Origin of the sequence: Amycolatopsis sp. NPDC052450, assembly GCF_044547565.1 — a bacterium.
Taxonomy (GTDB): domain Bacteria; phylum Actinomycetota; class Actinomycetes; order Mycobacteriales; family Pseudonocardiaceae; genus Amycolatopsis.
Genome location: NZ_JBIUAQ010000003.1, coordinates 230457 through 255601 on the forward strand (window position 1 = coordinate 230457; position 25145 = coordinate 255601).

Sequence of the window (25145 nt, forward strand, 5' to 3'; positions counted from 1 at the left end):
ACACTCACTCGCCGTAGCCGAAACCTGGCGAAATGGGAGTCTGTGTCAACTCAGGGTCATGAAGAAGAGCTGCGGTCCGAACGCGAATACGTGGCCGGGCTCTACGCGCGCCTGGACGCCGAACGCGCGCGTGTGAAGGGGGAGTACCAGGCGGCGCTCGGGGGAACCGGCGGGACGGCCATGGAACGCGACGTCGAGGTGCGCGCGCTGGCCAGGGAGTCGCGCCGGCTGGACGTCGTGGACAACGGCCTGTGCTTCGGCAGGCTGGACAGCGTCGCGGGGGAGACCTCCCACATCGGCCGCATCGGTCTCTTCGACGAGGAAAACGACTACGAACCGGTGCTGCTCGACTGGCGGGCACCGGCGGCGCGCCCGTTCTACACCGCGACCGCCGCGACACCGGAGAAGATGCGCCGTCGCCGTCAGTTCCACACGCGCGGGCGTGAGGTGCTCGGGTTCACCGACGAGGTGTTCGGCCGTCCCGGCGGTGACGCGGAAGGGGACGCGGCGCTGCTCGCGGCGGTCAACGCGCCGCGGGGCGAGGGGATGCGCGACATCGTCGCGACGATCCAGGCCGAACAGGACGAGATCATCCGGCACGAGCACCCCGGGGTGCTGGTGATCGAAGGCGGGCCGGGTACCGGGAAGACCGTGGTGGCGCTGCACCGCGTCGCGTACCTGCTCTACACGCAGCGCGAGCGGATGGAGCGCCACGGCGTGCTCGTGGTCGGGCCGAATCCGGCGTTCCTGCACCACATCGGCCGGGTGCTGCCGTCGCTGGGCGAGACCGACGTGGTGTTCATGACCACCGGCGATTTCGTGCCTGGCAAGCACGTCACCGCCGAGGACGGGCCGGAGGCGACGCGGCTCAAGGGCTCGCTGAAGATGCTGGACGTCCTCAAGGCCGCGGTCGCCGACCGGCAGCGGCTGCCGGAGGAGCCGGTGCTGATCGACCTCGCCGACGTCACCGTCCGGATCGACGCCGAGACCGCGGAATGGGCCAGGGACGAGGCGCGCAAGAGCGGCCTGCCGCACAACGAGGCGCGCGGGACGTTCACCGACATCGTCACCTACGTCCTGACCGAGCGGGCGATCGCGCGGATCGGCCGCGGCTGGCTCAGCCGCGACGACCGTGACGAATGGGAGCGGCTGCGGAAGGACCTGCTCAAGGAGCTGGCCGAGAGCGAGACGTTCACCACCGCGCTCGAGGAACTCTGGCCGATCCTGACGCCCGAAAGCCTGCTGGGCTCGCTTCTCTCGTCGTCGGAACGGCTTCGCGCGGCCGGTGCCGACCAGGCGCTGCTGCGTGCCGACGGGGACGCCTGGACGGTGTCGGACATGCCGCTGCTCGACGAACTCGTCGACCTCCTCGGCCGCGACAAGCGGGCGGACCAGGCGGCCGAAAAGGCGATCGCGCGGGAGAAGAAGGCCGAGGCCGAGTACGCCGAAGGGGTGCTCGACACGATGAAGCTGGACCGCGAGGAGATGGACGAGGACGTCATGCTGTCCGCGGAAAACCTCCTGTTCGCCGACGAACTCGCCGACCGGTTCGTCGAGCACGACACACGCAGCCTCGTCGAACGCGCCGCCGCGGACCGGGACTGGACGTACCGGCACGTCGTCGTCGACGAGGCGCAGGAACTGTCCGAAATGGACTGGCGGGTGCTGATGCGGCGCTGCCCCAACCGGTCGTTCACCGTCGTCGGCGATCTGGCGCAGCGCCGGTCCGAGGCGGGGGCGCGATCGTGGGGCGCGATGCTGGAGCCGTACGTGCCGGGCCGCTGGGTCTACCGATCGCTGACGGTGAACTACCGCACCCCGGCGGAGATCATGGCCGTCGCCGCCTCGGTGCTCGCCGAGTTCGCGCCGGACGTCCGGGCGCCGGAGTCGGTCCGGTCCAACGGGGTCCGGCCGTGGGCACGGCAGGTCACCGAGGACTCGCTGGCGGGCGCGATCGAGGAGTTCGTGAAGGACGAAGCGGGTCGTGAAGGCACCAGCGTCGTGATCGGGCCGCCGGGGGTGCCGGGCACAGTGCCCGCTTCGGAGACGAAGGGACTCGAGTTCGACGCCGTCCTCGTCGTGGACCCGGCGCGGATCCTCGCCGACGGCCCGCGCGGCGCGGCTGAGCTGTACGTCGCCCTGACGCGCGCTACTCAGCGCCTCGGAGTGCTCCACGAGGGCCCGCTGCCGTCGGCTTTGGTGGGCCTGACCACGTAACTCGCGTGCCTGAACCCGTGACTCACGTGATCGGACGCCGATCTCACGTGTTCAGGGTCAGTGGCGCGAAAGACAAGGCAAACGTGGCGTGTCGCGTGCCATGCCGGCTTGCGCCACGGTCTGATGCCCCCAATGTGGCATTGGGGACGCTGACCGTCCCCAATGCCACATTGGGGGCAGGCCCGGCTTCCGGTTCCCCGCGCGCCGCCAGGGGCGACCAGCCTCCCCAAGTGCTCAGCGAGGTGTTGCGAAAGCCACTTTCGCAACACTGAAGGTTGCCAAAGTGGCTTTCGCAACCCAGTCAACCCCGGAGCGCGCCATGTTTGCCTTACCCCTCAACAGGACCCGTCAAGAACCGTACATTTGGGCATCAAGTGCGCATTTCGTCGCCGGAAGTGTCCTTTGTGGATAGTCGGAGCGGCCGGGCTCCGTCAGCCAGTCCGGACCTGCGCCGCATCAGACGTGCCCAAGCACGTGAGTGACGGGTTCAAGCACGCGAGTGACGCCTAGCGCGTCGGGTCCTTGCCGTTCGGCTGCCGGGGTCCGGGACCCGGCGACCACCAGCCGGGGACGACCTTCTCGCCGTGGACGATCGTCGGCGCGATCCCCTCGGTGAACGGTTCGACCTGCAGGAGCTGGCCCCAGGACTGGCTCGGCTGGCCGATCAGGTAGCTGGGCACCTCGGGTTCGGCGGCGACCTCTTCGAGCCAGCCGATCGGGCCGCCGTTGGTGCTGGACGCCCAGTTCGCCTCGTCGGCGACGGCGCCGGCGGTGATCCGGTATTCGGGCATCTTCGAGATGCCGTCGTGCGAGGTCACCGGCTGGACGCACGGGTACACGAACGACGCGGGCCAGTCGACGTACACCGGTTTGCCCGCGATCTTCTCGGTCAGCGTGGTGAACGTCGGCACGCGCGGTGCCGACGCGGCGATCCAGCCGTCCTCGGTGAGGTCGTTGTCGACGATGTTGATCCGCACGGACGTCGTCTCGGCGGGGAGGTCGCGCAGGTTGATCCGGGTGTCGTTCCAGCCGTTGGTCCCGGCGCCCGGCGGGAGCACGAACTGGCTGCGGACGACCTTCACGCCTTCGCTGGTGTTCACGCCGTAGTCGAGGCTGACCGACGTCGGACGCCTGGCCGCACCCGCGGTGGCGACCACGATCTGGCCGTCGGCGGGCTTTTCCGAGAGGGCGTACCAGTCGCTGCGTAGCCGCCCTGCCCGTGTTTCGGGGTCGAGGAAGCTGCTCCACATCGGCACTTCGTCGGGTTTGAAGCCGTGCGGCGGTTCGGCGAGCGGGTCCTTGTCGTCGATCGCGCGGGTGTGGAACCCGGTCTGCACGCGGCCGTTGTCCTGCTCCGGATCGGGCAGCGGCGGCGGGGTCTGCCCGGCGGGCGGCTCCTCCTTCTTCACCGGCACCGTCCGCTGTTCGGGCTGGGCCCGCAGGATGCTGGTGGCGGCGTCCCGTTCCACCATCACGTGGTCGGAGAGGTTGCAGCTCTTGCCGGACAGATGCCCGAAGTTCGCGGCGCCGAGGCTGTAGGAACCGGCCTGGTTGTGGATCGCCCACGCCATGCTGACGAATTCGCCCGTGGCCATCAGACCGCAGACGACCACCAGCGAAAGCGACCCGAGCCGCAGCGAGCGGCTCCGCCCTTCCTGTGGCACGGCCTGCAGGCCCGGCCGATGCGCGCGGACGTTCTCCACGAACGCGTACACGCCGGAGATCCCGGCCGCGATGAGCAGGATCGTCGACAGCGGGATCCCGCCGATCGAGGGCGCCACCGCGGTCCACTGCACGCCGAGTTTCGAGACGAACCAGAACGAGTTCGGCCCGGTCGCGGCCAGCGCGCCGACCACCAGCAGCCCGGCGAGGAACGCCGCCCGGTTGCGCCTGGACCGCAGCACCGTCGAGCTGGTCGCCAGCGCGGTGAGTGCCGCCATGGCCGCGCCGACCGCGGCGAACGCGCCGAAGTGGTGTGTCCACTTGGTCGGGGTCAGGGCCAGGAGCAGGAAGAACAGCGCGACCGTACCGATCAGGCGGCGGCTGGGGCCGAGCGCGGCGCCGGGGATCCGGCCGCGGCGCAGCAGCACCACCAGACAGGTTCCGACGCAGAGCAGCACCAGCAATACGGGGAACCGGCGCGACACGGAACCGTCCGGCAGGCTTTCGAAGAGCAGTTGGTAGCGCGCGAGTTCCTGGAACCACGACAGGTTCGGGCCGACCTGGGTGCGGATCCGGGTCGCCTCCTGCACGGTGGCGAAGGTCTGGTCGGCGAACACCACGACCAGCACCAGCAGCCCCGCGGCCAGCACCGGCGCGAGCACCGGCAGCCAGCCGTTCTCGGCGCGCTGGCGGACCAGTTTGAACAGCGGGCGGGCGGCGACGAGGAACGGTGCCACCGCGATCAGCCCGGTCGGGGTCGCGGCCAGGGTGAACCCGGCCGCGGTGAGTCCGAGGGCGAGCGGCAGCAGACGGCGCGTCACCAGCGCGCGCTCCACGGCGCAGATCGCCAGCAGCGAGCCGAGCGCGGCGACCGGTTCCGGCCGGACGCCGTTGTTGTACGGCATCCACCAGACCAGGAAGACGGCGGCGGCGGCCCAGCCCGCGGCGCGGCTCGTCCGGACCTGGGTGCCCAGGCGCGGCATGACCTCGCGGCTGATCAGCAGCCAGCTCAGCACGCCGAGCAGGAACGACGGGAGCCGGATCCACGGCGGCACCGTGCTGACGTGCGCCATCAGCTGATACACGTGGTAGAACCAGCCGAACGGCGCCTCGGCGACGCCGAACCAGCGGTGGTAGTTGGTGAGGTAGCCGGTCTCTTCGGCCACTCTCGACATCGTGAGGATGTAGCCGTCGTCGGAGGTCACCGGGCCGATGAAGACCCACGCGCCGAGCGCGACGATCACCGTCGCGTCGCGGGCGGTCAGCCGCCACCAGCCGACCGGCGCCCAGCGTGGCGCGCGGCGGGCGAAACCGGAGTCCATCCGCCACACCGCGATCAGGCAGCCGATGAACGACAGCGCCGCGATCAGGCCGATGATCCACTTCAGCAGGGTCGGCGAGGTCTGGTAGCGGGTGTCCGGGACGACCGAGACGTGCAGGCCGGCGATCGGGTCCTTGCCCGCGTTGATCGACGAGTAGATCCCGACCAGCCGCGGCCGGACGTCGCCCTCGGCGTGGAACACCACGGTCTTGGCGACGCTCAGCGTCATCTGGTTCGCGTCCGCCGACAGTTTGACGTCGCAGTTGGCGTCCGGCAGCGGCTGCTGCGCGATCTGCTGCCCCTGGCTGGAGGCGAGCAGCACGCCGTTGTCGATGCGCAGCTGGAGGCCGACGCCCTTACCCGCGCGCGGGTCGGTGCGGCCGTCGGGCACGGTGGAGAACAGCAGTGCCTGTCCCTGCGAACGCGCGTCCAGCGACCGGACGGTCGTGCACGGCAGATCGACGCGCAGGTCCTGCGCCCAGTACCCGGTCAAGGGCGCGTTGACGGAGCGGGTGTCGCCGCCCGTTGGCCAGACGACCTCCGCTGTGTCCTGCACCACCGGCAGGAAGGGGAAAGCCAATGCGCACAAGGCGGACAGCAACCCCAGCGTGACAGCGATCAAACGCATCGGCGCAACGCTAACGGGTCTGGTCCGAACGGCTTACGCAGGGCTGCCCTTCTCCTGGGCACCGATCCAGCCGACAGCGTCTTGAACTGTCGTTACGCTGGCCGTTTCGGGTCGCTGAGGCCGCCGGACGACGACCACCGGGAGGCCGAGCCCGCGGGCCGCGGTGAGCTTCGCGGCGGTCATCGCGCCGCCGCTGTCCTTGGTGACGAGGACCTCGACGCCGTGCCGTTCCATGAGCGCGCGTTCCCCGGCCACCGTGTACGGTCCCCGGTCCAGCAGGACTTCGCGCCGCCGGGGGAGCGGTGCCTCGGGCGGGTCGACGCAGCGGATCAGGAACCAGAGATCGAGACCGGCGAAGGCGGCGAGCCCTTGACGGCCGCTGGTGAGGAACACGCGTTCGCCGAGCGCCGGGAGCAGCCGCGCGGCGTGGCCGAGGTCGTCGGCCCAGTGCCAGCTGTAGCCGGGCTGTTCGGTCCAGCCGGGCCTGGCGAGCCTGAGCAGCGGTGTTCCCGTTTCCCGCGCCGCGATGGCCGCGTTGGCGCCGATGCGTTCGGCGAAGGGATGCGTGGCGTCGATCACCGCGTCGACGTCGTTCTCGGTCAGCCAGCGCGCGAGACCTTCCGGGCCACCGAAGCCGCCGACGCGGACTTCGCCGTCGGGCAGCTTCGGTCGTGCGACGCGGCCTGCCAGCGACGAGACGACGTGCTCGCCACGCGCCACCAGCTCCTTCGCGAGGTCGCGTGCTTCGCCGGTTCCGCCCAGGATCAGCAGCTTCATCGCGCCACGGCCGCGCGCCACCGTTCGAGCGTGCGCAGGTTGGCGAGCGTTTCCGCCCAGGTGAGTTCGGGCGCCTGGCGGTCTTCGAGGTGTGCGGCGACGTGGTCGGCCTCGCGAGCAAAGAGGCCCTGAGTCGCTTCGACCTCGATCAGCTCGGGCTCGCCGCCTTCCGGCGTGAGGATGATCCGCGAGGTCTTCGGCTTGCGCATTTCGTGGATCCACGCCGGTTTCGGCACGTACAGCTGCCCTTGCGAGCCGTACACACGGATGTGGTCGTCCTGCGTGAGCTGGAAGCCGCACGCCAGCTGCGCGAGAATCCCGCCGGGCAGCCGCAGCAGTCCGAACGCGACCTCGTCGATGCCGTTGTCGTCGAGCCTGGCCATCCCGAGTACCTCGTCGGGTTCGACGACGTCCTGTCCGGTCGCGGCCTGCGAGACCAGCCGCGCGAGTGACGTGCAGTAACAGCCGACGTCGAAGATCCCGCCGCCGCCCAACGCGGGATCGGTCAGCCGGGGTACGGCGAAGTTGTAACCGAAGGCGACGTCCACGGCGCGGACCTCGCCGATGGCGCCGCACGAGATCAGCTCGGCCAGCCGCCGGATCTGCGGATGCAGCCGGTACATGAACGCCTCCATGAGGAAGACGTCGTTGGCGCGGGCCGCGTCGATGACCTTCTCGGCTTCGGCGACGGACACGGTCAGCGGTTTCTCGCACAGGATGTGCTTGCCCGCTTCGGCCGCGCGGATCGCCCACTCGCCGTGCAGGGGATGCGGCGTCGAAATGTAGATCGCGTCGACGTCCGGATCGGCGAGCAGGTCTTCGTAGGCGCCGTAGCACTTCGGGATCTCGAAGCGGCTCGCGAACTCGGCCGCCCGGTCGCCGGACCGAGCGGCGACGGCCTCCAGCACGCCGTGCTTGCTCTCTTCGACGCCCGCCGCGAACTCGGCGGCGATGGTCCCGGCGGCCAGCAGGCCCCAGCGAACGTTCTTCACAGCGACTCCGGTTGGTTGGCGCGATCGCGGGTGGCCGAGTACAGGAAACTGTCCGGGAACCCTTCGGCGGCAAGGACTTCCCCGACGAAGATCATCGCGGCGCGGCTGATCCCGGCCTCGCGGGACTGCGCGGCGATGGTGCCGAGCGTCCCGCGCAGCACCTGCTCACCGGGCTGACTCGCCAGCGCGACCACCGCCGCCGGGCTGTCTTTTTCATAGAAAGGCAGCAATTCGTCGACTACTTGCTCGATGCGGTTGATCGCCAGATGTAACGCGAGCGTGGTGCCGGTGCGCGCGAAGTTCGCCAGCGTTTCACCCGGTGGCATGGCGGTGGAGCGGGCCTGCGCGCGCGTGATGACCAGGCTCTGACCGACCTCGGGCACGGTGAGTTCGCGTTTGAGCAGCGCGGCCGCGGCGGCGAACGCGGGCACACCCGGCGTGACGTCGTAGGGAACGCCGGCCGCGTCGAGACGGCGCATCTGCTCGGCGACCGCGCTGTAGATCGACGGATCGCCGGAACACAGCCGCGCGATGTCGTGGCCGTTCTCGTGGGCCTCGACCATGCGCTCGACGATCGCGGGCAGATCGAGGTTCGCGGTGTCGATGAGCACTGCCTCCGGAGGGCAGTACTCCAAGAGCGCTGTGGGCGTCATGCTGCCGGGGTACAGGCAGGTGTCGCAGCGTCCGAGCAGGTCTCGGCCCCGGACGGTGATGAGGTCGGCCGCGCCGGGACCGGCGCCGATGAAGTGCACTGTCACGGTTTGCTCCACTGTGTGACGACCCGCGCCGGGGTCCAGCCGGTGAATCCGCCCAGCGGCGCCGCCTGTTCGACGGCGACGCGGATCAGCTCACCGCCGTGTTCGCCGTACGCGCGGGCCAGTGCCTGTTCGGATTCGAGGGTCACGCCGTGCGCGACGATCCGCGCGCCGGTCGCCAGGCAGGCGTCCAGCACACCCGGAACGGTCAATCCGCCGCCGAGGAAGATCGCGTGCGGCCTGGTCAGTCCTTCGAGTGCTTCCGGCGCGGGGCCGATCACCACGTCGAGTTCCGGGACCCCGAGCGCGTCCGCGTTCCGGGTGATCCGGGCGGCCCGCTCCGGCGACCGCTCGATCGCGATCGCCCGGTTCAGCGGATGCACCCGGGACCACTCGATCCCGACGCTGCCCGCGCCCGCGCCGACGTCCCACAGCAGTTCGCCGGGCGACGGCGCGAGCCTGGCCAGCGCGGACGCGCGAAGGTCGCGTTTGGTGAGCTGCCCGTCGTGCTCGAAGGCGTCGTCCGGGAGGCCGGTCAGCGGCAGCGCGGGCCCGTCCGCTTCGATGGCGAACACGGTCAGCGTGCCGGGCCCGATCCGCTCGTCGGGGCCGCCGAGGTCGGACAGCGCGGTGACGCGGCTCTTGCCGTAACCGCGGGCTTTGAGCAGGTCGAGCAGGTCTTCGGCGTTCGCGCCGAGGACGAGGATCTTCCGGCCGGGCGCCAAGGCCCGGCTCACCCGGCCGATCGCGCGGCCGACGACGGTGACCACCTCGGTCTCCTCCGCCGACCAGCCGAGCCTCGCGCGAGCGAGCGTCACCGAGGACAACGCGGGCAGGATCTCGACGTCGTAGCCGCGCTGGACAAGCGTCGTGCCGATGCCGGACAGCAGGGGATCGCCGCTGGCCAGCACACAGACGCGGCCTTCTCGTCCGGCGAGGAACTCGTCCAGTCCCGGCAGGAGTGGGCTGGGCCAGGGTTCGCTTTTCATCCCGGCGGGCAGGTACGCGAGCTGACGAGGAGCGCCGACGACCAGGTCCGCGTTCACCACCGCTTCCCTGGCCTGCGAGGACAGACCGGGCCAGCCGTCGGCCCCGATCCCGACGACCGTCAGGGGTGATTTTTCGCGCACCTCGGTCACGTTAGATGACGGAATTCCTATGCGATGATCGGCCGGAGGTCGTCGACGACAGGGAGTGCTGTGAAGCCGTACCCGTTCACCGCCGTTGTGGGGATGCCGGATCTGCGCCTGGCGCTGGTGCTTTCCTCCATCTCGCCCGCCGTCGGCGGGGTGCTGGTGCGCGGGGAGAAGGGCACGGCGAAGTCGACGATGGTCCGCGCGCTGGCCGGTCTGCTGCCCGGCGTCGATGTCGTGGACGCGTGCCGGTTCTCCTGCGATCCCGTCGAGCCCGATCCGGCCTGCCCCGACGGCCCGCACGCCGAGGGCTCGCCCGCGCACCGCCGTCCCGCGCGGCTGGTGGAACTGCCGGTCGGCGCGGCCGAAGACCGCGTGATCGGCTCGCTGAACCTGGAACGCGCGCTGGCCGACGGCGTCACCGATTTCCAGCCCGGTCTGCTCGCGGCCGCGCATCGCGGCCTGCTGTACGTGGACGAGGTCAACCTCCTGCACGACCACCTGGTCGACACGCTGCTCGACGCCGCCGCCATGGGCCGTGCGACCGTCGAGCGCGAGGGCGTTTCGGTCTCGCACGCGGCCCGGTTCGTCCTCATCGGCACGATGAACCCCGAGGAAGGCGAACTGCGGCCGCAGCTGCTGGACCGTTTCGGGCTCACCGTCGAGGTCGCGTCGAGCCGGGATCCCGAACTGCGGGTCGAGGTCGTCCGGCGGCGGCTCGCCTACGAAGCGGATCCCGACGGTTTCGCCGGCCAGTACGCCGCCGCCGACGCCGAACTCGCCGCGGACATCGAGGCGGCGCAACGACTTCTGCCGTCGGTCAAGCTGCCGGACGACGCGCTGCGGCAGATCGCCGAGGTCTGCGCGTCCTTTGAGGTTGACGGCATGCGCGCCGACATCGTGACCGCGCGGACGGCCGTCGCGCACGCCGCCTGGGCCGGCCGCACCGAGGTGACCACCGAGGACGTCCGGGTCGCGGCCCGGCTCGCGTTGCCGCACCGCCGTCGCCGGAATCCCTTCGACGCGCCCGGCATCTCCGAGGAGCAGCTGGAACAGGCACTGCAGGACGCCGAGCCGGAAGGCCCCGGCCCCGACGATGACGGTCCCGGTTCGGGCACCCCGCCGGAGGGCGGTGAGACCTCGGGCCCGCCGCCGTCGGAAGGCGGCGAGGAGCCCTCGGGTGGTGGCCGGAGCGGCGACGAGCAGAAGCCGGTCGGCGCCGGGGAAGCCTTTCGTGCCAGGCGGTTCGAGGTGAAGGGCACCGGTGAGGGCGCCGCCGGTCGGCGGTCTCGCGCCATCACCACCAACGGGCGGACGATCGGCGTCCAGCCCGCCGGAACGAAGGACGGGCATCCGCATCTGCTCGCGACCGTACGCGCGGCCGCGCCGCACCAGCGGTCTCGCGGCCGCAGCGGCGCCGGACTCGTCGTACGGCCCCAGGATCTGCGGTTCGCGCGGCGGGAAGGGCGCGAGGGCAACCTGGTGCTGTTCTGCGTCGACGCGTCCGGCTCGATGGGCGCGCGGCAGCGGATGCGCGAGGTCAAGACCGCCGTGCTGTCCCTGCTGCTCGACGCCTACCAGCGACGCGACAAGGTGGGCCTGGTGACCTTCCGGGCCTCCGGTGCCGAACTCGCGCTTCCGCCGACGATCAGCGTCGACGCCGCGGCGTCCCGTTTGGACGGTCTCGCGACCGGCGGCCGGACCCCGCTGGCGGAGGGACTCCTTGAAGCGGCGCGGGTTCTGCGGATCGAAGCGGTCCGTGATCCGCTGCGGCGTCCGCTGCTCGTCGTCGTCACCGACGGCCGCGCGACCAGCGGCGCCGACGCCGTCCAGCGCGCGAAGCAGGCGGCCGGGCTGCTGGCCGGGAACGTGACCTCGGTCGTGATGGACTGCGAGAGCGGCAAGATGCGCCTCGGGCTCGCCGCGGAACTGGCGGAACACCTTGGCGCGGAACACGTCCCGGTCGCCGAAGTCGCCGCTGACACTCTGGCCGGCGCCGTCCGCACACGTATTTCCGGGAGGGCCGCGTAATGCCGCAGGGTAAACCGGAAACGGTGCCGGACGACGGGCTCACCACCCGGCAGCGCCGCAACCGCCCGCTGCTCGCCGTGCACACCGGCGAGATGAAGGGGAAGTCCACGGCCGCGTTCGGGATGGCGTTGCGCGCGTGGAACCAGGGCTGGTCGATCGGCGTGTTCCAGTTCGTCAAGTCGGCGAAATGGCGCGTCGGCGAGGAAGCCGCGTTCCGCGCGCTCGGCAAGCTGCACGACGACACCGGCCAGGGCGGCCCGGTCGAGTGGCACAAGATGGGCGAAGGCTGGAGCTGGGCGCGTAAGTCCGGCTCCGAAGAGGACCACGCCGAGAACGCCCGTGAGGGCTGGGCCGAGATCAAACGCCGTCTCGCCGCCGAAACCCACGACTTCTACGTCCTCGACGAATTCAGCTACCTGCTCAAATGGGGCTGGCTCGAAGTGGACGACGTCGTCTCGACGCTGACCGCGCGCCCCGGCCACCAGCACGTGGTGATCACCGGCCGGTACGCGCCGCCGGAGCTGATCGAAGCGGCGGACCTGGTCGCCGAACTGACCAAGGTGAAGCATCCGATGGACGCCGGGCAAAAAGGCCAGCGAGGCATCGAATGGTGAACCGCGTGGTCATCGCCGCGCCCGGTTCCGGGCACGGCAAGACCACGATCGCCGCGGGGCTGATGGCGGCGTTGCGGGGGCGAGGGCTGAAGGTGTCCGGGCACAAGGTCGGCCCCGACTTCATCGACCCGAGCTACCACGCCCTCGCCACCGGACGGCCCCCGCGCAACCTCGACCCGTTCCTCCAGGGTGAGGACCGGCTGATTCCGTTGCTGCGGCACGGTTCCGCCGGTGCCGACATCGCGATCATCGAAGGCGTGATGGGCCTGTTCGACGGGGCGCTCGGCACCGAGGGCTACGCGTCGACGGCGCATGTCGCGCGGCTGCTGGACGCTCCGGTGGTGCTCGTCGTCGACGCCTCGGCCGCGTCGCGCAGTGTCGCCGCGACCGTACTCGGGTTCGCGCAGTACGACACCCGCGTCCGGCTCGCCGGCGTCATCCTGAACAAGCTGGGCTCGCAGCGGCACGCGGACGAGATCGTCACCGCGCTGGAAGCGACCGGCGTCCCACTGCTGGGAACGTTGTACCGCAACGAAGAGATCCACGCGCCCAGCCGTCACCTCGGCCTGGTGCCGGCGGCGGAACGGGCGAGCGAGTCGGCGCGGCTGCTGCCGGAACTGGCCGCCTGGATCAGCGAGGGAGTGGACCTCGGCGCGGTCGTGCAGGTCGCGCGCTCGGCCTCCCGGCTTTCCGGGGAGCCTTGGCGCCCGCCGCTTTCCCATGACGGAAGGCGTTCGGTCGTCGCCGCGGCGGCCGGTCCCGCGTTCACCTTCCGCTACACCGAGGCCGTCGAACTGCTCGCCGCCGCCGGCGTCGACGTCGTCGAGGTGGATCCGTTGCAGGACAAGGAACTCCCCGAAGGCTGCGCGGGGCTGTACTTCGGCGGCGGCTTTCCCGAGGTGCACGCCGAAGAGCTGTCGGCGAACCTCCCGTTGCGGACGGCGATCGCGCGGGCCGTCGGCGACGGAATGCCCGTCGTGGCGGAATGCGCGGGACTGCTGTATCTGTGCCAGGACATCGACGGGATGCCGATGACCGGCGTCCTCGACGCGTCGGCCACCATGACCAAACGCGGGAAACTCGGCTACCGCAAGGCTTTCGCGCCCGCGGACAGCGTGCTGGCCGTCGCGGGGCAACGCGTCACCGGCCACGAATTCCATCGCACGATCATCGAACCCGGCAGCGGCCCGACCCCGGCCTGGGGCTGGGACCGCACGCCCGACGGCTTCGCGTCGGCGTCACTGCACGCGTCCTACCTGCACGTCCACTGGGCGGGCTACCCCGAACTCGCCGAACGGTTCGCCGCCGCGGTGCACGACCATGGCTGACTACGACCTCTGGCACCACGGCGATCGCGAGGTCGGCGAGGGGCTCGTCGATCTGGCGGTCAACGTCCGGCTCCCGGCGCCGCCCGCGTGGCTGCGCGCCGAACTGGCGGCGGCCCTCGACGACCTGGCCGCCTACCCGGACGTCACCGCCGCTGTGGTGGCGGTGGCGCGGCGACATGGTTTGCCGGAGTCCCAGGTGCTGGTGACCTCCGGCGCGGCGGAGGCTTTCACGTTGCTGGCCACGGCGCTGCGGCCCGCGCACGCCGTGGTCGTGCACCCGCAGTTCACCGAACCGGAAGCCGCTCTGCGCGCGGCCGGACACCGAGTGCACCGGGTGCTGCTGTCGCCCGACGACGGTTTCCGGCTGAGCGGTGTCCCGGACGAAGCGGACCTGGTCTTCGTCGGGAACCCCACGAACCCGACCTCGGTCCTGCATCCGGCCGCGGACCTGCTCGCGCTCGGTCGCCCGGGCCGCCTGGTCGTCGTCGACGAGGCGTTCCTCGACGCCGTCCCCGGCGAGACCGAAAGCGTTGCGGGACAACCCGGTTTCGCCGTCCTCCGCAGTCTGACGAAGACCTGGGGCATCGCCGGACTGCGTGCCGGATATGTCCTGGCGGACGAGTCTATTGTGGACAGATTGCGTGCGGTCCAGCCGCCGTGGTCGGTGTCGTCACTCGCCGCCGTCGCCGTGGTGGCGTGCTGCCGCCCGGCGGCGCTGGAGGAAGCCGAGAAGCTGGCGGTCGCGGCGGAATCGGATCGGGAGTACCTGGTCTCGGGCCTGACCGCGTTGGGCGTCGAAGTGCTGGGGGAGCCGCGGGGACCTTTCGTGCTCGTCCGGCTTCCCGGCGCTGACCGTGTCCGGGAACGGTTGCGGGAGAAGGGTTTCGCCGTCCGGCGAGGGGACACCTTCCCGGGGCTGGACACGCGGTACCTGCGGATCGCGGTGCGCGACCGGGAGACGGTGGACGCGTTCCTGGCCGCGCTCGATGCTGTTGTCTGACGCCGGTGCCTTCGCCTTGTTGTGCCGCCCCCGATGTGGCATTGGGGACGCTCAACGCCTCCAATGCCACATTGGGAGCACCGAACCGAGAACCCGAATCGCCACTCACGGCCAACGTGAGCGAAGTGGTTGGATGAGCCGGTGAACTTCGTGATCGGCGTCTTTGATCTCTTCGCCTACACCATCCCCGGCGCGTTGTACGTCGCGTTCTTCGGGTACCTCGGGGCGAAACTCCACATCCTGACCGCGGCGAGCATCGGCGGCGTGCCCACCGTGGTGCTGGTCGTCGTGATCGTGGTGCTGAGTTTCCTGCTGGGCTATTTGGCCTACCCGCTCGGTGAGGCGCTGGAGCGGATCGTGCCCCGGAGGCGGAGCAGGAACGCCGCCGAGGAGTTCCTCCGCCGGATGCCCGCGGCGAAGGATCGCGCGTTCCTGAAGGAGAACACGCATCTTCTGCTGTGCGCGCTGCAACTGCACGACAAGGAGGTCGCGGTCGACGTCACGAGGCTGCGCGCGTCCGGGCTCATGGTGCGCAACTGCGCGCCGCCGTTGCTGTTCGGAGCGGTCGCCGCGATCGTCGAGATCTTCGCGGGGAAGCATCCGTTCATCGCCGCCGGGTTCGCGGCGCTGTTCCTGTTCGCGTCGCTCACGTTGGTTTCGCAGAGCCGGAAGCTCGGCCTCTGGGCCGGGATGAAGACCCTCGAGCTGTGCTTCTGGTTGCCGGAAATCGACGAGAAACTGGCGGCCAGTCAGAAGGACACAGCCAGCAAGACCCCCGCGACGGCGACCTCGACGCAACCACCGAGCACATCCCCGGTGACCCCGCCCAGCCGCTGAACGCACCGCGCCAGCAGCGCCGACGCGGCCAGATATCCCAGCGTCACCGCGATCAGCCCTTGCCACCACGGAAGTGCCAGCGCCGCCGCGCCCGCGAGGACGGCGAACACGACCGCGGCCGTCCACACCGGCACCGAACCGGCGACGGTCGCGCCCAGCCCTTCCGGCCGGGCCGAGGGGACGCCGCGCGCGCAGCACAGCGACAGCACCCCGCGTCCGGCGACGACCGCGATCGCGACCGCCGCGACCCCGTGTCCGGCCGAGATCGCCCCGGCCAGCGCGCCGACCTGCACCAGCAGCGTCAGCACCAGGGTCGCGATCCCGGTCGGGCCGGAGTCCCCGCGCCGCATGACCTCCAGCGCGCGTGCGCGGTCGTACGAAGCGCCGAGTCCGTCGGCCGTGTCGGCGAGCCCGTCCAGGTGGAGCCCGCGGCTGCCCAGCGCCACCGCCCCCACCGCGAGCGCGGCCGACGCGAAAGCGGGCAGGCCGATCAGTTCACCCAAGAAGACGATCACCGAAGCGACGGCGGCGAGCGGCAGGACGGCCAGCGGGCCGAGCACCATCGCGCCGCCCGCCACCCGCCGGTCGATCAGGCCCGGTGCCGGCACCCGGACCGTGGTCAGGGTGCCGACGGCCATCTTCAGCGCGTCGGCGATCAAGCCAGATCCGCCAGCAGGCCCATGTCGGCGAGGATCGCCCGCGCCGCCCTCAGCGTCGGCACCGCCTGCACGGCCCCGCTGCCTTCGCCGAGCCGCAGCCCGAGGTCGAGGATCGGCTCCAGTTCGAGCGCCTTCAACGCGTACGCCTGCGACGGCTCGGTCGACCGGTGCCCGGCAAGCCACCACTGCTCGGCGCCCGGCGCGATCTCGCGGGCGACGAGCGCCGCGGCCCCGGAGAACACGCCGTCGAGCAGCACCGGGACCCCGCGAACCGCCGCCTGCACGAGAAAGCCCGCCGTCGCGGCGAGACAGGCGCTGCCGAGTGCAGTCAGCACCGTGAAGGGGTCTCTCGCCGCACCGGCCCTGATCAACGCGGCCTCGACGACCGCGAGTTTCCGTATCCGCCCGTCCTCGTCGATCCCGGTGCCCGTACCGACGACGTCTTCCGGGAAAAGGCCGAGCAGCGTGGCGACCACGGCCGCGCAGATCGTCGTGTTGCCGATCCCCATGTCACCGGGGATGAGCAGATCCGCGCCGCCGTCGATCTCCTCGTCGGCGATCGCCAGCCCGTGCTCGAACGCCGTGCGCGCCTCGCCCTCGGCGAGCGCGTCCTCGACGTCGATCGAACCGGAACCCCGGCGGACCTTGTGCGCGGTGACCTCGGCGGGCACGTCCGCGCCGTCCCAGTCCACCGCGATGTCCAGCACCCGCACCGTCGCTCCGGACAGCTTCGCCAGCACACCGACGCCGCTCTTCCCGGCCAGGAACACCCGGACCATCGCCGCGGTGACCTCACGCGGATACGCCGACATGCCGGAAACCCCGTGGTCCCCGGCGAACACGACCACCCGGACGTCGTCGAGCGGCCGCGGCGGGACGACGCCGTGCGCCGCGCTGAGCCAGGCGGCCAGGTCTTCGAGCCGCCCGAGTGAACCCAGCGGCTTGACCAGACCGTCGAGTCTGACGCGCGCCGCGGCTTCCGCGGCGGCGTCCGGGGTGGCGATACGCATGGCGACTCCTCAGTGTCTGGTGAACCCGCGTCCGCGATCGACGTCGGCAGGGCGTTGCCTGATCATCCACGTCACGGCTGCGGAGAGGGCGCCCTGCCACCGCGATAGCGGGGCCTCCGGCCGGGCGGGTTCACGCGTGTGGTCACTTCCGGACAAAACCCCAACTCCGCCGACAGGCTCCTAGGAGGGCAGGTCCAGCATCCGTCCGGCGACGACCAGCACGGTCCGGTCGGACACGGCGGACACCCGGTTGTTCAAGGCGCCCAGCACATCACGGAACACCCGTCCGGACACCGTCGCGGGCACCACACCGCTGCCGACCTCGTTGCTGACCGCGATCACCGGCACGCCTGCCTGCGCCCACGCCGCCAGGAAGTCCTCCAGCCGGTCGTCGAGCCGCCGTTCCCAGCCGTCGCGCTGCTCCCAGGCGCCGACCTCGTCGAGCACCCGGCTGATCCAGGTGCCGAGGCAGTCGATGAGCAGCGGATGCGTCGCCGTCCGCAACACCGTGGCCAGGTCGGTGGTCTCGACCGTCTTCCAGTTGGCCGGTCGCCGCGCCCGGTGCGCGGCCACGCGAGCGGCCCATTCGGGATCGGCGGCGCTCGGCGGCAGCCCGGGCGCGATGTAGGTCAGATGCGGGTGGCGGGACGCGAGCCGTTCGGCGTGGTGTGACTTCCCAGAGCGGACGCCGCCCAGTATCAGCACCTTGCCGTCGTCGCGCGAATAGCGGCGAAGTGCCCGCGCGAGAGTCTCCAGGACCCCCGCGAGGCGATGCGTCAGCTTGGTCATACCCCGCATTCTCGTGCACGCGCTACCGTTCGCCACGTGCCACTCCGACAAGCCGCCACCGCAGCCGGACTCGTTACCGGTTACGTCGCCGACGCCGTGTTCGGAGATCCACGCAGGAGGCATCCGGTCGCCGGCTTCGGCCGCGCCGCGCAAGCCCTCGAACAGCGGTTTTACGCCGACTCGAAGACGCGGGGCGCGGCGTACACCGCCATCTGCGCGGGCAGTGTCACCGGTTTGGGGGTCGCGGCCCAGTTTCTGACCCGCAAGCGTCCGTTCGCCCGGTTCGCGCTCACCGCGGCGTCCACTTGGGTGGTTCTGGGCGGCAAGGGGCTCGCGGCCGAGGGCACTCACATGGCCCGGTTGCTCGACGACGGCGATCTGCCCGGCGCGCGGCAGCGGCTTTCGCATCTCTGCGCCCGCGACGCCACCGGGCTCGACACCGGACAACTCGCGCGCGCGACCGCCGAGTCCATCGCCGAGAACACCTCGGACGCCGTCGTCGCGCCGCTGCTGTGGGGCGCGGTCGCCGGGATCCCCGGCCTGCTGGGCTATCGCGCGCTCAACACCCTCGACGCGATGGTCGGCTACCGCTCGCCGAAGTACGCGAACTTCGGCTGGGCGTCGGCGAGGACGGACGACCTGGTCAACCTGGTCCCGTCCCGGGTCGGCGCCGCACTCACCGTGGCGTCCGCGCCGCTGGCCGGCGGCTTCGCCAAATCAGCGTTCCGCATCTGGCGCCGCGACGGGAAGCACCATCCGAGCCCCAACGCGGGCCAGGTCGAGGCCGCTTTCGCCGGCGCGCTCGGGATCAGGCTGGGCGGGACGAACAGTTACGGCGGCCGTGCCGAACGTCGTGGCGTCCTCGGCGACGGCCGCGAGCCGGAACCGGTGGACGTGCGGCGCGCGGTCCGGCTGTCGCGGGCGGTGGGGCTGGCGGCGCTCGCCGTCGCGGTGGCGGTCACGCGATGACCGGCCTGCTCATCGCGGGGACGACGTCGGACGCGGGAAAGAGCCTGGTCACCGCCGCGTTGTGCCGCTGGCTCGCGCGCCAGGGCGTGCGGGTCGCGCCGTTCAAGTCGCAGAACATGTCGAACAACTCGATGGTGTGCGCGGACGGCGCCGAGATCGGCCGCGCGCAATGGTTGCAGGCGCGGGCGGCCCGCGTCGAACCCGAAGCCGCGATGAACCCGGTGCTGCTGAAACCCGGGAGCGATCGCCGCAGTCACGTCGTCGCGCTCGGGAAACCGTTCGGCACGCTGGAAGCGGGGGAGTACGCGACCGGCCGGGCCGGTCTCGCCGAGATCGCCTTCGACACGTTCGCTTCACTGCGAAAGCGCTTCGACGTCGTGCTGTGCGAAGGCGCGGGAAGCCCGGCCGAAATCAACCTGCGCGACGGCGACTACGTCAACATGGGACTGGCACGGCGCTTCGGCCTGCCCGTGGTCGTCGTCGGCGACATCGACCGCGGCGGTGTCATGGCCGCGATGTTCGGCACCCTCGCCCTGTTGTCCGCTGAAGACCAGGCACTGGTCTCGGGCTGGCTGGTCAACAAGTTCCGCGGTGACGTGGGACTGCTGCGGCCGGGACTGGAAACACTGGAGAAGCTCACCGGCCGCGAGGTCTTCGGCGTGCTGCCCTGGCTCGACCAGGTGTGGATCGACTCGGAGGACGCGCTGGCCGCCGCGGGCTGGGGCGCCTCGGGCGGGTCACTCCGGGTCGCCGTCGTGCGTTTTCCGCGTGCCTCCAACGCGACCGACGTCGACGCGCTCGCCGCCGAGCCCGGGGTTTCGGTCGCGCTGACGGCCGATCCGGACACGGTCCGTTCCGCCGACGTGGTGATCCTGCCGGGCTCCCGCGCGACCGTGGACGATCTGGCGTGGCTGCGTGCGCGCGGCCTGGCGGACGCCGTCCGCGCCCGGGCCGAGGCGCGACGTCCGGTACTGGGCATCTGCGGCGGCTACCAGATGCTGGCCGCCGAGATCGAGGACGACGTCGAGTCCGGCGCCGGAACGGTCCCCGGTCTCGGCCTGCTGCCGACACGCGTCTCGTTCGGCGCCGACAAGGTGCTGGCCCGCCCGTCGGGCTCGTGGCGTGGGCAACCGGTGGAGGCGTACGAAATCCACCACGGCACAGTAACCGCCACCGGCCCCGCCGAGTCCTTTTTGGACGGATATCGGCAGGGCGCGGTGTGGGGCACGATGTGGCACGGCGCCTTCGAGAACGACGGTTTCCGCCGCGCCTGGCTTGGCGAGGTGGCGGACTGGTCACCGGTCGACGGCGCGCCCGGATTCGGCCTGCTCCGGGAGAGCATGCTGGACCGGCTCGCCGACGCCGTCGAAGACCACGTCGACACCAAGGCGTTGCTGAGGCTGATAGAGGACGGTCCCGGCCGCGACCTGCCGTTCGTGCCACCTGGGGTCTCGTGAGTGATGCCGGGCCCTGTCCGTGAAGGCCTCCTTGAGGGACCCAGAGTCTCTCAAGGAGGCCTTCACGGACTCAGGAGGGCAAGGGCACTGGTGCCGAGCCGGTCAAGACTCACGAGCCCTACGCGGTCTTGCCCGCCAACGCCTTCCCAGCCAGTGCCTTCTCGGCCAAGGCCCCGAAGGTCAGGCCGAGCGCGGTCCAGAGCACCACCTGCGTGCCCGCCGACGCCAGCCGGAAGGTCCACAGCGTGGAACCCGGGAACCCGTCGGGGACTTCGTCGATCGACGGCAACAGCGCCGCCGCCACCGCGATCACCACGACGTACCCGCCCGCGGCGATCAGGCCGCCGCGCCAGGCGCCGAGTTTGTCGGCCAGCTTCCGGCCGAACGCCGCGGCGAGGATGCCGACCAGCAGTGAAAGCGCGACGAAGCCGAAGTACAGCGAAGTCCGGCTCCCGATCGTGCCAGCCTGCCCGACGGCAGGGGGATTCCCGGGGTACTTCAGGAACGGCACCAGGAACACGACCACGAAGGCGCCGCCCGCGAGGAGCGCCGCGGTCACCCGCGGCCGAAGGGCGCCGAGCCGTCCGTAGACGAAGGCGAAAGCGAGCGAAAACAGCCCGCCGACCGCGACGCCGTACAGGCCGACGCCGGTCAGCAGGCCCACGGTGCTCTGCACACCACGGGTGACGAGCTCTTCCTCCGCCTCGGCGGGGGCGTGCTCGTGGGCACCCGGCGCACTGTGCGAATGCGCGGCGGTGCCTTCGAGACCGATGGCGGTATCGACGGAAGGCTCACCGAAGAAATAGGCGAAAAGGGTCGCCAGGACACCGGCGACCAGGCCCGCGAGCATGCCGCGGACCAGCAAGGTCCTCATCATGGGGAGCTTGCCCGCCTAGTGGCAGGGGAAGGCCAGCAGGTGCCGGCCGTCGTGGACGAACTCGTGGACGTACGAGTTCGCGAACACCGACACCGCACCCTGTTCGGCGCTGATGAAGTACAGCGTGATCAGCGAAAGGAGGATGACGAGCACCGCCCACGGCAGGATCTCGCGGACGGGGATCCGGACGGGGACGGGTACTGCTGCTACCGCTTCGGACATGGCGGTGGGACCTCCTCGGGCTAGCGCGGCCTCTTCAGGGGTTACACGACGGCTCCGGGTCTGGCTTCCCCGATGGCTCGGAGTCACAGTGGCGCGACCGCGCGGAATCTCACCGCGTTCCGGGTGCCGTCGTCTGGCCGGTCGAGCGTAGGTCGCCACGAAGTGTCAGGTCAATGTGACGGAACCCGATCGGCGCAGGCCCGTTACCGCCGAACGGTCCGCGCCCGCCGTGCGGCGCATGCCAAAATCCAGCTATGACACCTGCGGTGGCGGCACTCGATGTCGGCGGAACGTCCATCAAGGCGGCCCTGTACGACGCTGACCTGAAAGACCTCGCCAGCCTGCGCGAGCCGACGGCGCGTGGAGCGGACGGCGAGGCACTCGCGGACCAGGTCGCGCGGCTCGTCGAAACGCTGGGCAAGCAGGCCGGCACCGGCACGCCCGACGCGGTCGGCGTGGTCATCCCGGGCATCGTCGACGACGTCGAGCGGGTGGCGCGGTTCTCGGCGAACCTCGACTTCCGGAACGTGCCGTTCGGCGAGATGCTCGACCGCAGGCTGGGGCTGCCGTTCGCGTTCGGGCACGACGTCCGCGCGGGCGGGCTCGCGGAGTTCCGGGTCGGCGCGGGCAAGGGCTGCACCGACGCCGCCTTCATCCCGGTCGGCACCGGGATCGCGGCCGCGCTCCAGCTCGACGGGAAGCTGTACGCGGCGGGCGGGCAAGGCGGCGAAATCGGGCATATCGACGTCGGCCACCGGTTGCCGTGCGGCTGCGGGGCGACCGGATGCCTCGAGGCGATCTCCTCCGCGTCGGCCATCGCCCGCCGCTACAGCGAGCACACCGGGCGTCCGGCCGAAGGCGCCGAGCAGGTGGTCGACGCCGCCCGGCACGGTGACGAAGCCGCGATCTCCGTGGTCAACGACGCGCTCGAGGGGCTCGGCCACGGCATCAAGACCCTGGTCACCTTGCTCGCGCCCGAAGTCGTCGTCCTCGGCGGCGGCCTGTTCACCGCGGGCGACTATGTCCTCGAGCCGGTGCGGGCGTGGCTGGCGGCGAACCTGCAGTTCCAGCGGATGCCCGAACTGCGGATCGCCCAGCTCGGCGACGAGGCAGGCAGGCTGGGCGCGGCGCTGCTGGCGCTCGACCGGCTCAGTGCTTGATGGTGAACCCGCGTCGATCGCGGACGTGGGTTCACGCGTTGGTCTGTTTGCGGGGTCCTTCTCAGCTTCGCCAATCGGCTCAAGCCTTGACCACCCGCACGCCTTCGTCCTCGAAGGCGAGCACTCGCGCGGGGTCCGCGCGGCCGTCGGTGACGAGCACGTCGACATCGGTGGTCGCGCAGATCTTCGCGAAGGCGTGCCCGCCGAGCTTCCCGCTGTCGGCGAGCACGACGACCTGACGGGCACGGGCAGCCATCAGCCGGTTCGTGCTCGCGTCGCCTTCGTGATGCGCCTGCGCGCCGTGCACCGGATCGAAGGCGTCCACCCCGAGGAACACCAGATCCAGCGAGATCTGGTCGAGGAACAGCTGCGACAGCGGCCCGGACAGATCGAACGACTGCTGTCGCGCGACCCCGCCGGTCACCACGATCTTGATATTGGGCCGCACGGCGAGTTCGTGGGCGATGTTGAGCGCGTTCGTCACCACGGTGAGCGCCGGTCCGCCGGTCGCCTCGCCCATATCCGGCCGGGTCGCGAGCGCGCGGCCCACTTCGGTGGCCGTCGTGCCACCGTTGAGCCCGACCACCATGCCGGGGTCGACCATTTTGGCCGCGGCGGCGGAAATCCGTTGCTGTTCCGGCGCGTTGCGAGCGGCCTTGTGCCGTAACGGAAGGTCGTAGGCCACGTTGCTCGCGACGGCGCCGCCGCGCGTGCGGACCACGAGATTCCGGCCTGCCAGGTGATCGAGATCCCGGCGGATCGTCGCGGGTGAGACACCGAGTTCGCCCGCCGAAACCTCGACGTCGACTTTTTCCCGCACTCCCACCATGTCCAATAAAGCCGTGAGCCGTTCATGCCGATTCATCCGAGCTCCCTCCCCGAAGCGCGATGTCGCTTACCGCACCGGACAAAGTACTACGCGTCGCGATACGAGCGGAGGGAAGCAGCAGGTTTGGGACATCGGGAAGAAAAGAGCGCCGGCCACCCCCAGTGTGACCGGCGCCCGTTTTACGCCCGTTCCGGTGACGCCGGGCGGATAACCCGCCATCTGATCACCGGAACCGGCCTCAGTACGTGAAGGATCAGCCCTTTCCGTCGAGCCCGCGCAAGAAGGCGAGTGACGGCATGAAGAAGTAGTCGCCGCCCTTCAAGGTCACCGCCTGCGGGATCGGATCCGCGGTCACCGTTCGCGTGCCCGCCCATTCCGCGGTGTAGACGGATTCCGGGCGCGGGCCCTGGCCGATCACCGGATCGAGCCCCGGCGGCTTGACCCCGTCGTCCGGGATCGGGAATCCGGGGTTGTTCGACCAGTTCGCCTGGGTGAACTCGAACTGGTCGCCCAGCGCCGAATTGAACGCCATGAACAACAGGCCGACCCCGCCGCTCGGCCGGGCGGAAGGCGGCAGGTCGGCGTTCGGGTCGTCGGCCCGTTCGCCGTACGGCACGCCTCGCCGCGCCATCAGGTGCAGACGCTCCTGCGGTGGCTCTTCCGCGCCGCCGCTGCCCCGCGGATTCGTCTTCCGGATATGGGCCTGGAAGGGGCATTTGGCGCCGGCGACGTCGTTTCCGTAGTCGAAGTTGTTCGGTACCGGGCTTTCCGCGCCTTCTTCCCGTTGCGCGGTCAGCGGTGTGCCGTCCTCGAACCGGCCGACGATCATCGCTCCCGCGCGTTCCCGGTCTTCGCCGACGAGACCCAGCTGATCCGCCAGAGCCTCTTCCGACTGCTTGAACCGCCGCACGTTCTGTTCCAGTTTGCGGAAAACGAAGTAGCTGCCGAAGTGCACCTCGGGATCGGGAGCCGCGTGATCCGGGACGAGCACCTGGTTCAGCGGCGCGGTCGGATTCCAGACGCTGATCCCGTCCGATTCCGTCTTTTCCGCGCGGATGTCCTCGATCAGGAAGAGCGGCTGGCTCCGGCCGTCGACGTAACCGAAATGTTCGATACCGTCGCCGTTGACGTTCACGCGGCCGAATCCCGTTTCCTCGGCGACCACGGAAATCGTCGGCGGAATCAGCGTCAGAACCTCGTTCCGGCGTGCGGTCATCGCCGCGTCCGCGCCGTCACCGATGATGACGACGGCGTGGATCTCGTCGTGGTATCCACTGTCGAACGTGGAGCGCGGCGGGTCGTTCAGCTTCTCGCGGATCTCTTGCGCGCGCATGCCCGCAAGGAAGGATCCGTCTTGCGGCCCTTCGATTTTCAGGAATCGGTAGCCTGCCGACGTCAGCCCGGCGCCGACGTAGGGCGTGCCCTTCACCCCTTCGGTCTTGAAGCGCTCGACCTCGGTCAAGTGGGTCTTCGCGGACTTCATCAGCGGGACGAGCGACGCGAGGAACTTCTTCGCGCTCGCGGCCTCCGAAAAACGAAGGAAAAGCGCGGAGAAATGGTCGCGAGCGTGTGCTTTGAGGATGTTCGGCTGTAGTTCTTCGAGCATTTTCGCGGCGTCGCCGCTCGCGGTCTTCCATTCCAACGGCATGCTCAGGTCGACGGACATATCAAGGAACCCCCTCCTCGGAAACCCCGCCCGGCGGCCAGGCGGATGGAGCCGGTCCCAGCCGCCGTGCGGGTCTTACCCCTTGATACAACCGATACCGAAACCTCGGCGTCCTCACCCGCAAGTACCCTCTTTCGGCGGTTTTATCACCCGAAAGAACCAAAGCGATCGTCACGCCCCGCAATTCGTCACCTACTTGCGAGAGTCGCACG

21 protein-coding genes are annotated in these 25145 nt (G+C 70.5%); 9 read left to right on the top strand and 12 right to left on the bottom strand.

The window, feature by feature from the left end; genetic code table 11:
- Positions 1-42 precede the first annotated feature (42 nt).
- Positions 43-2217 (top strand): RNA polymerase recycling motor ATPase HelR, encoded by a 2175-nt coding sequence (helR, locus tag ACIHAO_RS08365; protein WP_396555765.1) that lies wholly within the window; start codon positions 43-45, stop codon positions 2215-2217.
- Positions 2218-2723: 506 nt separating this feature from the next.
- On the opposite strand, the gene ACIHAO_RS08370 is transcribed toward helR, so the two are convergent.
- The 5 genes from ACIHAO_RS08370 to cbiE are packed head-to-tail and all read right to left on the bottom strand — an operon-like array spanning position 2724 to position 9491.
- Positions 2724-5828 (bottom strand): arabinosyltransferase domain-containing protein, encoded by a 3105-nt coding sequence (locus ACIHAO_RS08370; protein WP_396555767.1) that lies wholly within the window; start codon positions 5826-5828, stop codon positions 2724-2726.
- Between the two features lie 33 nt (positions 5829-5861).
- Positions 5862-6605, bottom strand: coding sequence for a cobalt-precorrin-6A reductase (locus ACIHAO_RS08375; RefSeq protein WP_396556058.1), 744 nt, complete (start codon positions 6603-6605; stop codon positions 5862-5864).
- Positions 6602-7597, bottom strand: a complete 996-nt coding sequence (locus tag ACIHAO_RS08380; RefSeq protein ID WP_396555769.1) for a Gfo/Idh/MocA family protein — start codon at positions 7595-7597, stop codon at positions 6602-6604. Before ACIHAO_RS08380 ends, ACIHAO_RS08375 begins: the two co-directional genes overlap by 4 nt.
- Positions 7594-8355: a precorrin-4 C(11)-methyltransferase gene (gene cobM, locus ACIHAO_RS08385; protein WP_396555771.1), complete on the bottom strand. Its 762-nt coding sequence runs from the start codon at positions 8353-8355 to the stop codon at positions 7594-7596. Before cobM ends, ACIHAO_RS08380 begins: the two co-directional genes overlap by 4 nt.
- Positions 8352-9491, bottom strand: coding sequence for a precorrin-6y C5,15-methyltransferase (decarboxylating) subunit CbiE (gene cbiE / locus ACIHAO_RS08390; protein ID WP_396555773.1), 1140 nt, complete (start codon positions 9489-9491; stop codon positions 8352-8354). Before cbiE ends, cobM begins: the two co-directional genes overlap by 4 nt.
- 60 nt (positions 9492-9551) lie before the next feature.
- Here cbiE and ACIHAO_RS08395 point away from each other — a divergent pair, with 60 nt between their 5' ends.
- The 5 genes from ACIHAO_RS08395 (at position 9552) to ACIHAO_RS08415 (ending at position 15295) form a co-directional block, all read left to right on the top strand.
- A complete protein-coding gene (locus tag ACIHAO_RS08395) occupies positions 9552-11516 on the top strand; it encodes a putative cobaltochelatase (protein WP_396555775.1) in 1965 nt (654 codons plus the stop codon).
- Complete coding sequence (cobO, locus tag ACIHAO_RS08400) at positions 11516-12130, top strand: cob(I)yrinic acid a,c-diamide adenosyltransferase (RefSeq protein WP_396555777.1); 615 nt, start codon at positions 11516-11518, stop codon at positions 12128-12130. Before ACIHAO_RS08395 ends, cobO begins: the two co-directional genes overlap by 1 nt.
- On the top strand, positions 12124-13458 hold the full coding sequence (locus ACIHAO_RS08405; protein WP_396555779.1) for a cobyrinate a,c-diamide synthase: 1335 nt from the start codon (positions 12124-12126) through the stop codon (positions 13456-13458). Before cobO ends, ACIHAO_RS08405 begins: the two co-directional genes overlap by 7 nt.
- A complete protein-coding gene (gene cobC / locus ACIHAO_RS08410; protein WP_396555781.1) occupies positions 13451-14458 on the top strand; it encodes an Rv2231c family pyridoxal phosphate-dependent protein CobC in 1008 nt (335 codons plus the stop codon). The genes ACIHAO_RS08405 and cobC overlap by 8 nt, the downstream gene beginning before the upstream one ends.
- A gap of 141 nt (positions 14459-14599) precedes the next feature.
- Positions 14600-15295 (top strand): hypothetical protein, encoded by a 696-nt coding sequence (locus ACIHAO_RS08415; RefSeq protein WP_396555783.1) that lies wholly within the window; start codon positions 14600-14602, stop codon positions 15293-15295.
- On the opposite strand, the gene ACIHAO_RS08420 is transcribed toward ACIHAO_RS08415, so the two are convergent.
- The 3 genes from ACIHAO_RS08420 to ACIHAO_RS08430 form a co-directional block, all read right to left on the bottom strand.
- Positions 15208-15954, bottom strand: coding sequence for an adenosylcobinamide-GDP ribazoletransferase (locus tag ACIHAO_RS08420; protein ID WP_396555785.1), 747 nt, complete (start codon positions 15952-15954; stop codon positions 15208-15210). The two genes, ACIHAO_RS08415 and ACIHAO_RS08420, sit on opposite strands and share 88 nt — an antisense overlap.
- Entirely contained in the window at positions 15951-16964 is a 1014-nt protein-coding gene (gene cobT, locus ACIHAO_RS08425) for a nicotinate-nucleotide--dimethylbenzimidazole phosphoribosyltransferase (protein ID WP_396555787.1), read from the bottom strand. Before cobT ends, ACIHAO_RS08420 begins: the two co-directional genes overlap by 4 nt.
- Positions 16965-17144: 180 nt before the next feature.
- Entirely contained in the window at positions 17145-17753 is a 609-nt protein-coding gene (locus ACIHAO_RS08430) for a bifunctional adenosylcobinamide kinase/adenosylcobinamide-phosphate guanylyltransferase (protein WP_396555789.1), read from the bottom strand.
- 36 nt (positions 17754-17789) lie between these two features.
- On the opposite strand from ACIHAO_RS08430, the gene ACIHAO_RS08435 reads away from it, so the two are divergent.
- Complete coding sequence (locus tag ACIHAO_RS08435) at positions 17790-18722, top strand: cobalamin biosynthesis protein (protein WP_396555791.1); 933 nt, start codon at positions 17790-17792, stop codon at positions 18720-18722.
- On the top strand, positions 18719-20179 hold the full coding sequence (locus tag ACIHAO_RS08440; protein ID WP_396555793.1) for a cobyric acid synthase: 1461 nt from the start codon (positions 18719-18721) through the stop codon (positions 20177-20179). Before ACIHAO_RS08435 ends, ACIHAO_RS08440 begins: the two co-directional genes overlap by 4 nt.
- A 118-nt stretch (positions 20180-20297) precedes the next feature.
- Here the strand turns inward: ACIHAO_RS08440 and ACIHAO_RS08445 are convergent, their stop codons facing one another.
- Positions 20298-21056, bottom strand: coding sequence for a CbtA family protein (locus ACIHAO_RS08445; protein ID WP_396555795.1), 759 nt, complete (start codon positions 21054-21056; stop codon positions 20298-20300).
- A gap of 15 nt (positions 21057-21071) precedes the next feature.
- Complete coding sequence (locus tag ACIHAO_RS08450) at positions 21072-21278, bottom strand: CbtB-domain containing protein (protein ID WP_005162643.1); 207 nt, start codon at positions 21276-21278, stop codon at positions 21072-21074.
- A gap of 266 nt (positions 21279-21544) precedes the next feature.
- On the opposite strand from ACIHAO_RS08450, the gene ACIHAO_RS08455 reads away from it, so the two are divergent.
- Positions 21545-22438, top strand: a complete 894-nt coding sequence (locus tag ACIHAO_RS08455; RefSeq protein WP_396556060.1) for an ROK family protein — start codon at positions 21545-21547, stop codon at positions 22436-22438.
- A gap of 79 nt (positions 22439-22517) precedes the next feature.
- Here ACIHAO_RS08455 and ACIHAO_RS08460 read toward each other — a convergent pair whose 3' ends face one another.
- Together ACIHAO_RS08460 and ACIHAO_RS08465 are read right to left on the bottom strand one after the other, a co-directional pair.
- Positions 22518-23303 (bottom strand): DeoR/GlpR family DNA-binding transcription regulator, encoded by a 786-nt coding sequence (locus tag ACIHAO_RS08460; RefSeq protein ID WP_396555797.1) that lies wholly within the window; start codon positions 23301-23303, stop codon positions 22518-22520.
- A 217-nt stretch (positions 23304-23520) separates the two neighbouring features.
- A complete protein-coding gene (locus ACIHAO_RS08465; protein WP_396555799.1) occupies positions 23521-24933 on the bottom strand; it encodes a Dyp-type peroxidase in 1413 nt (470 codons plus the stop codon).
- Positions 24934-25145: the final 212 nt, after the last annotated feature.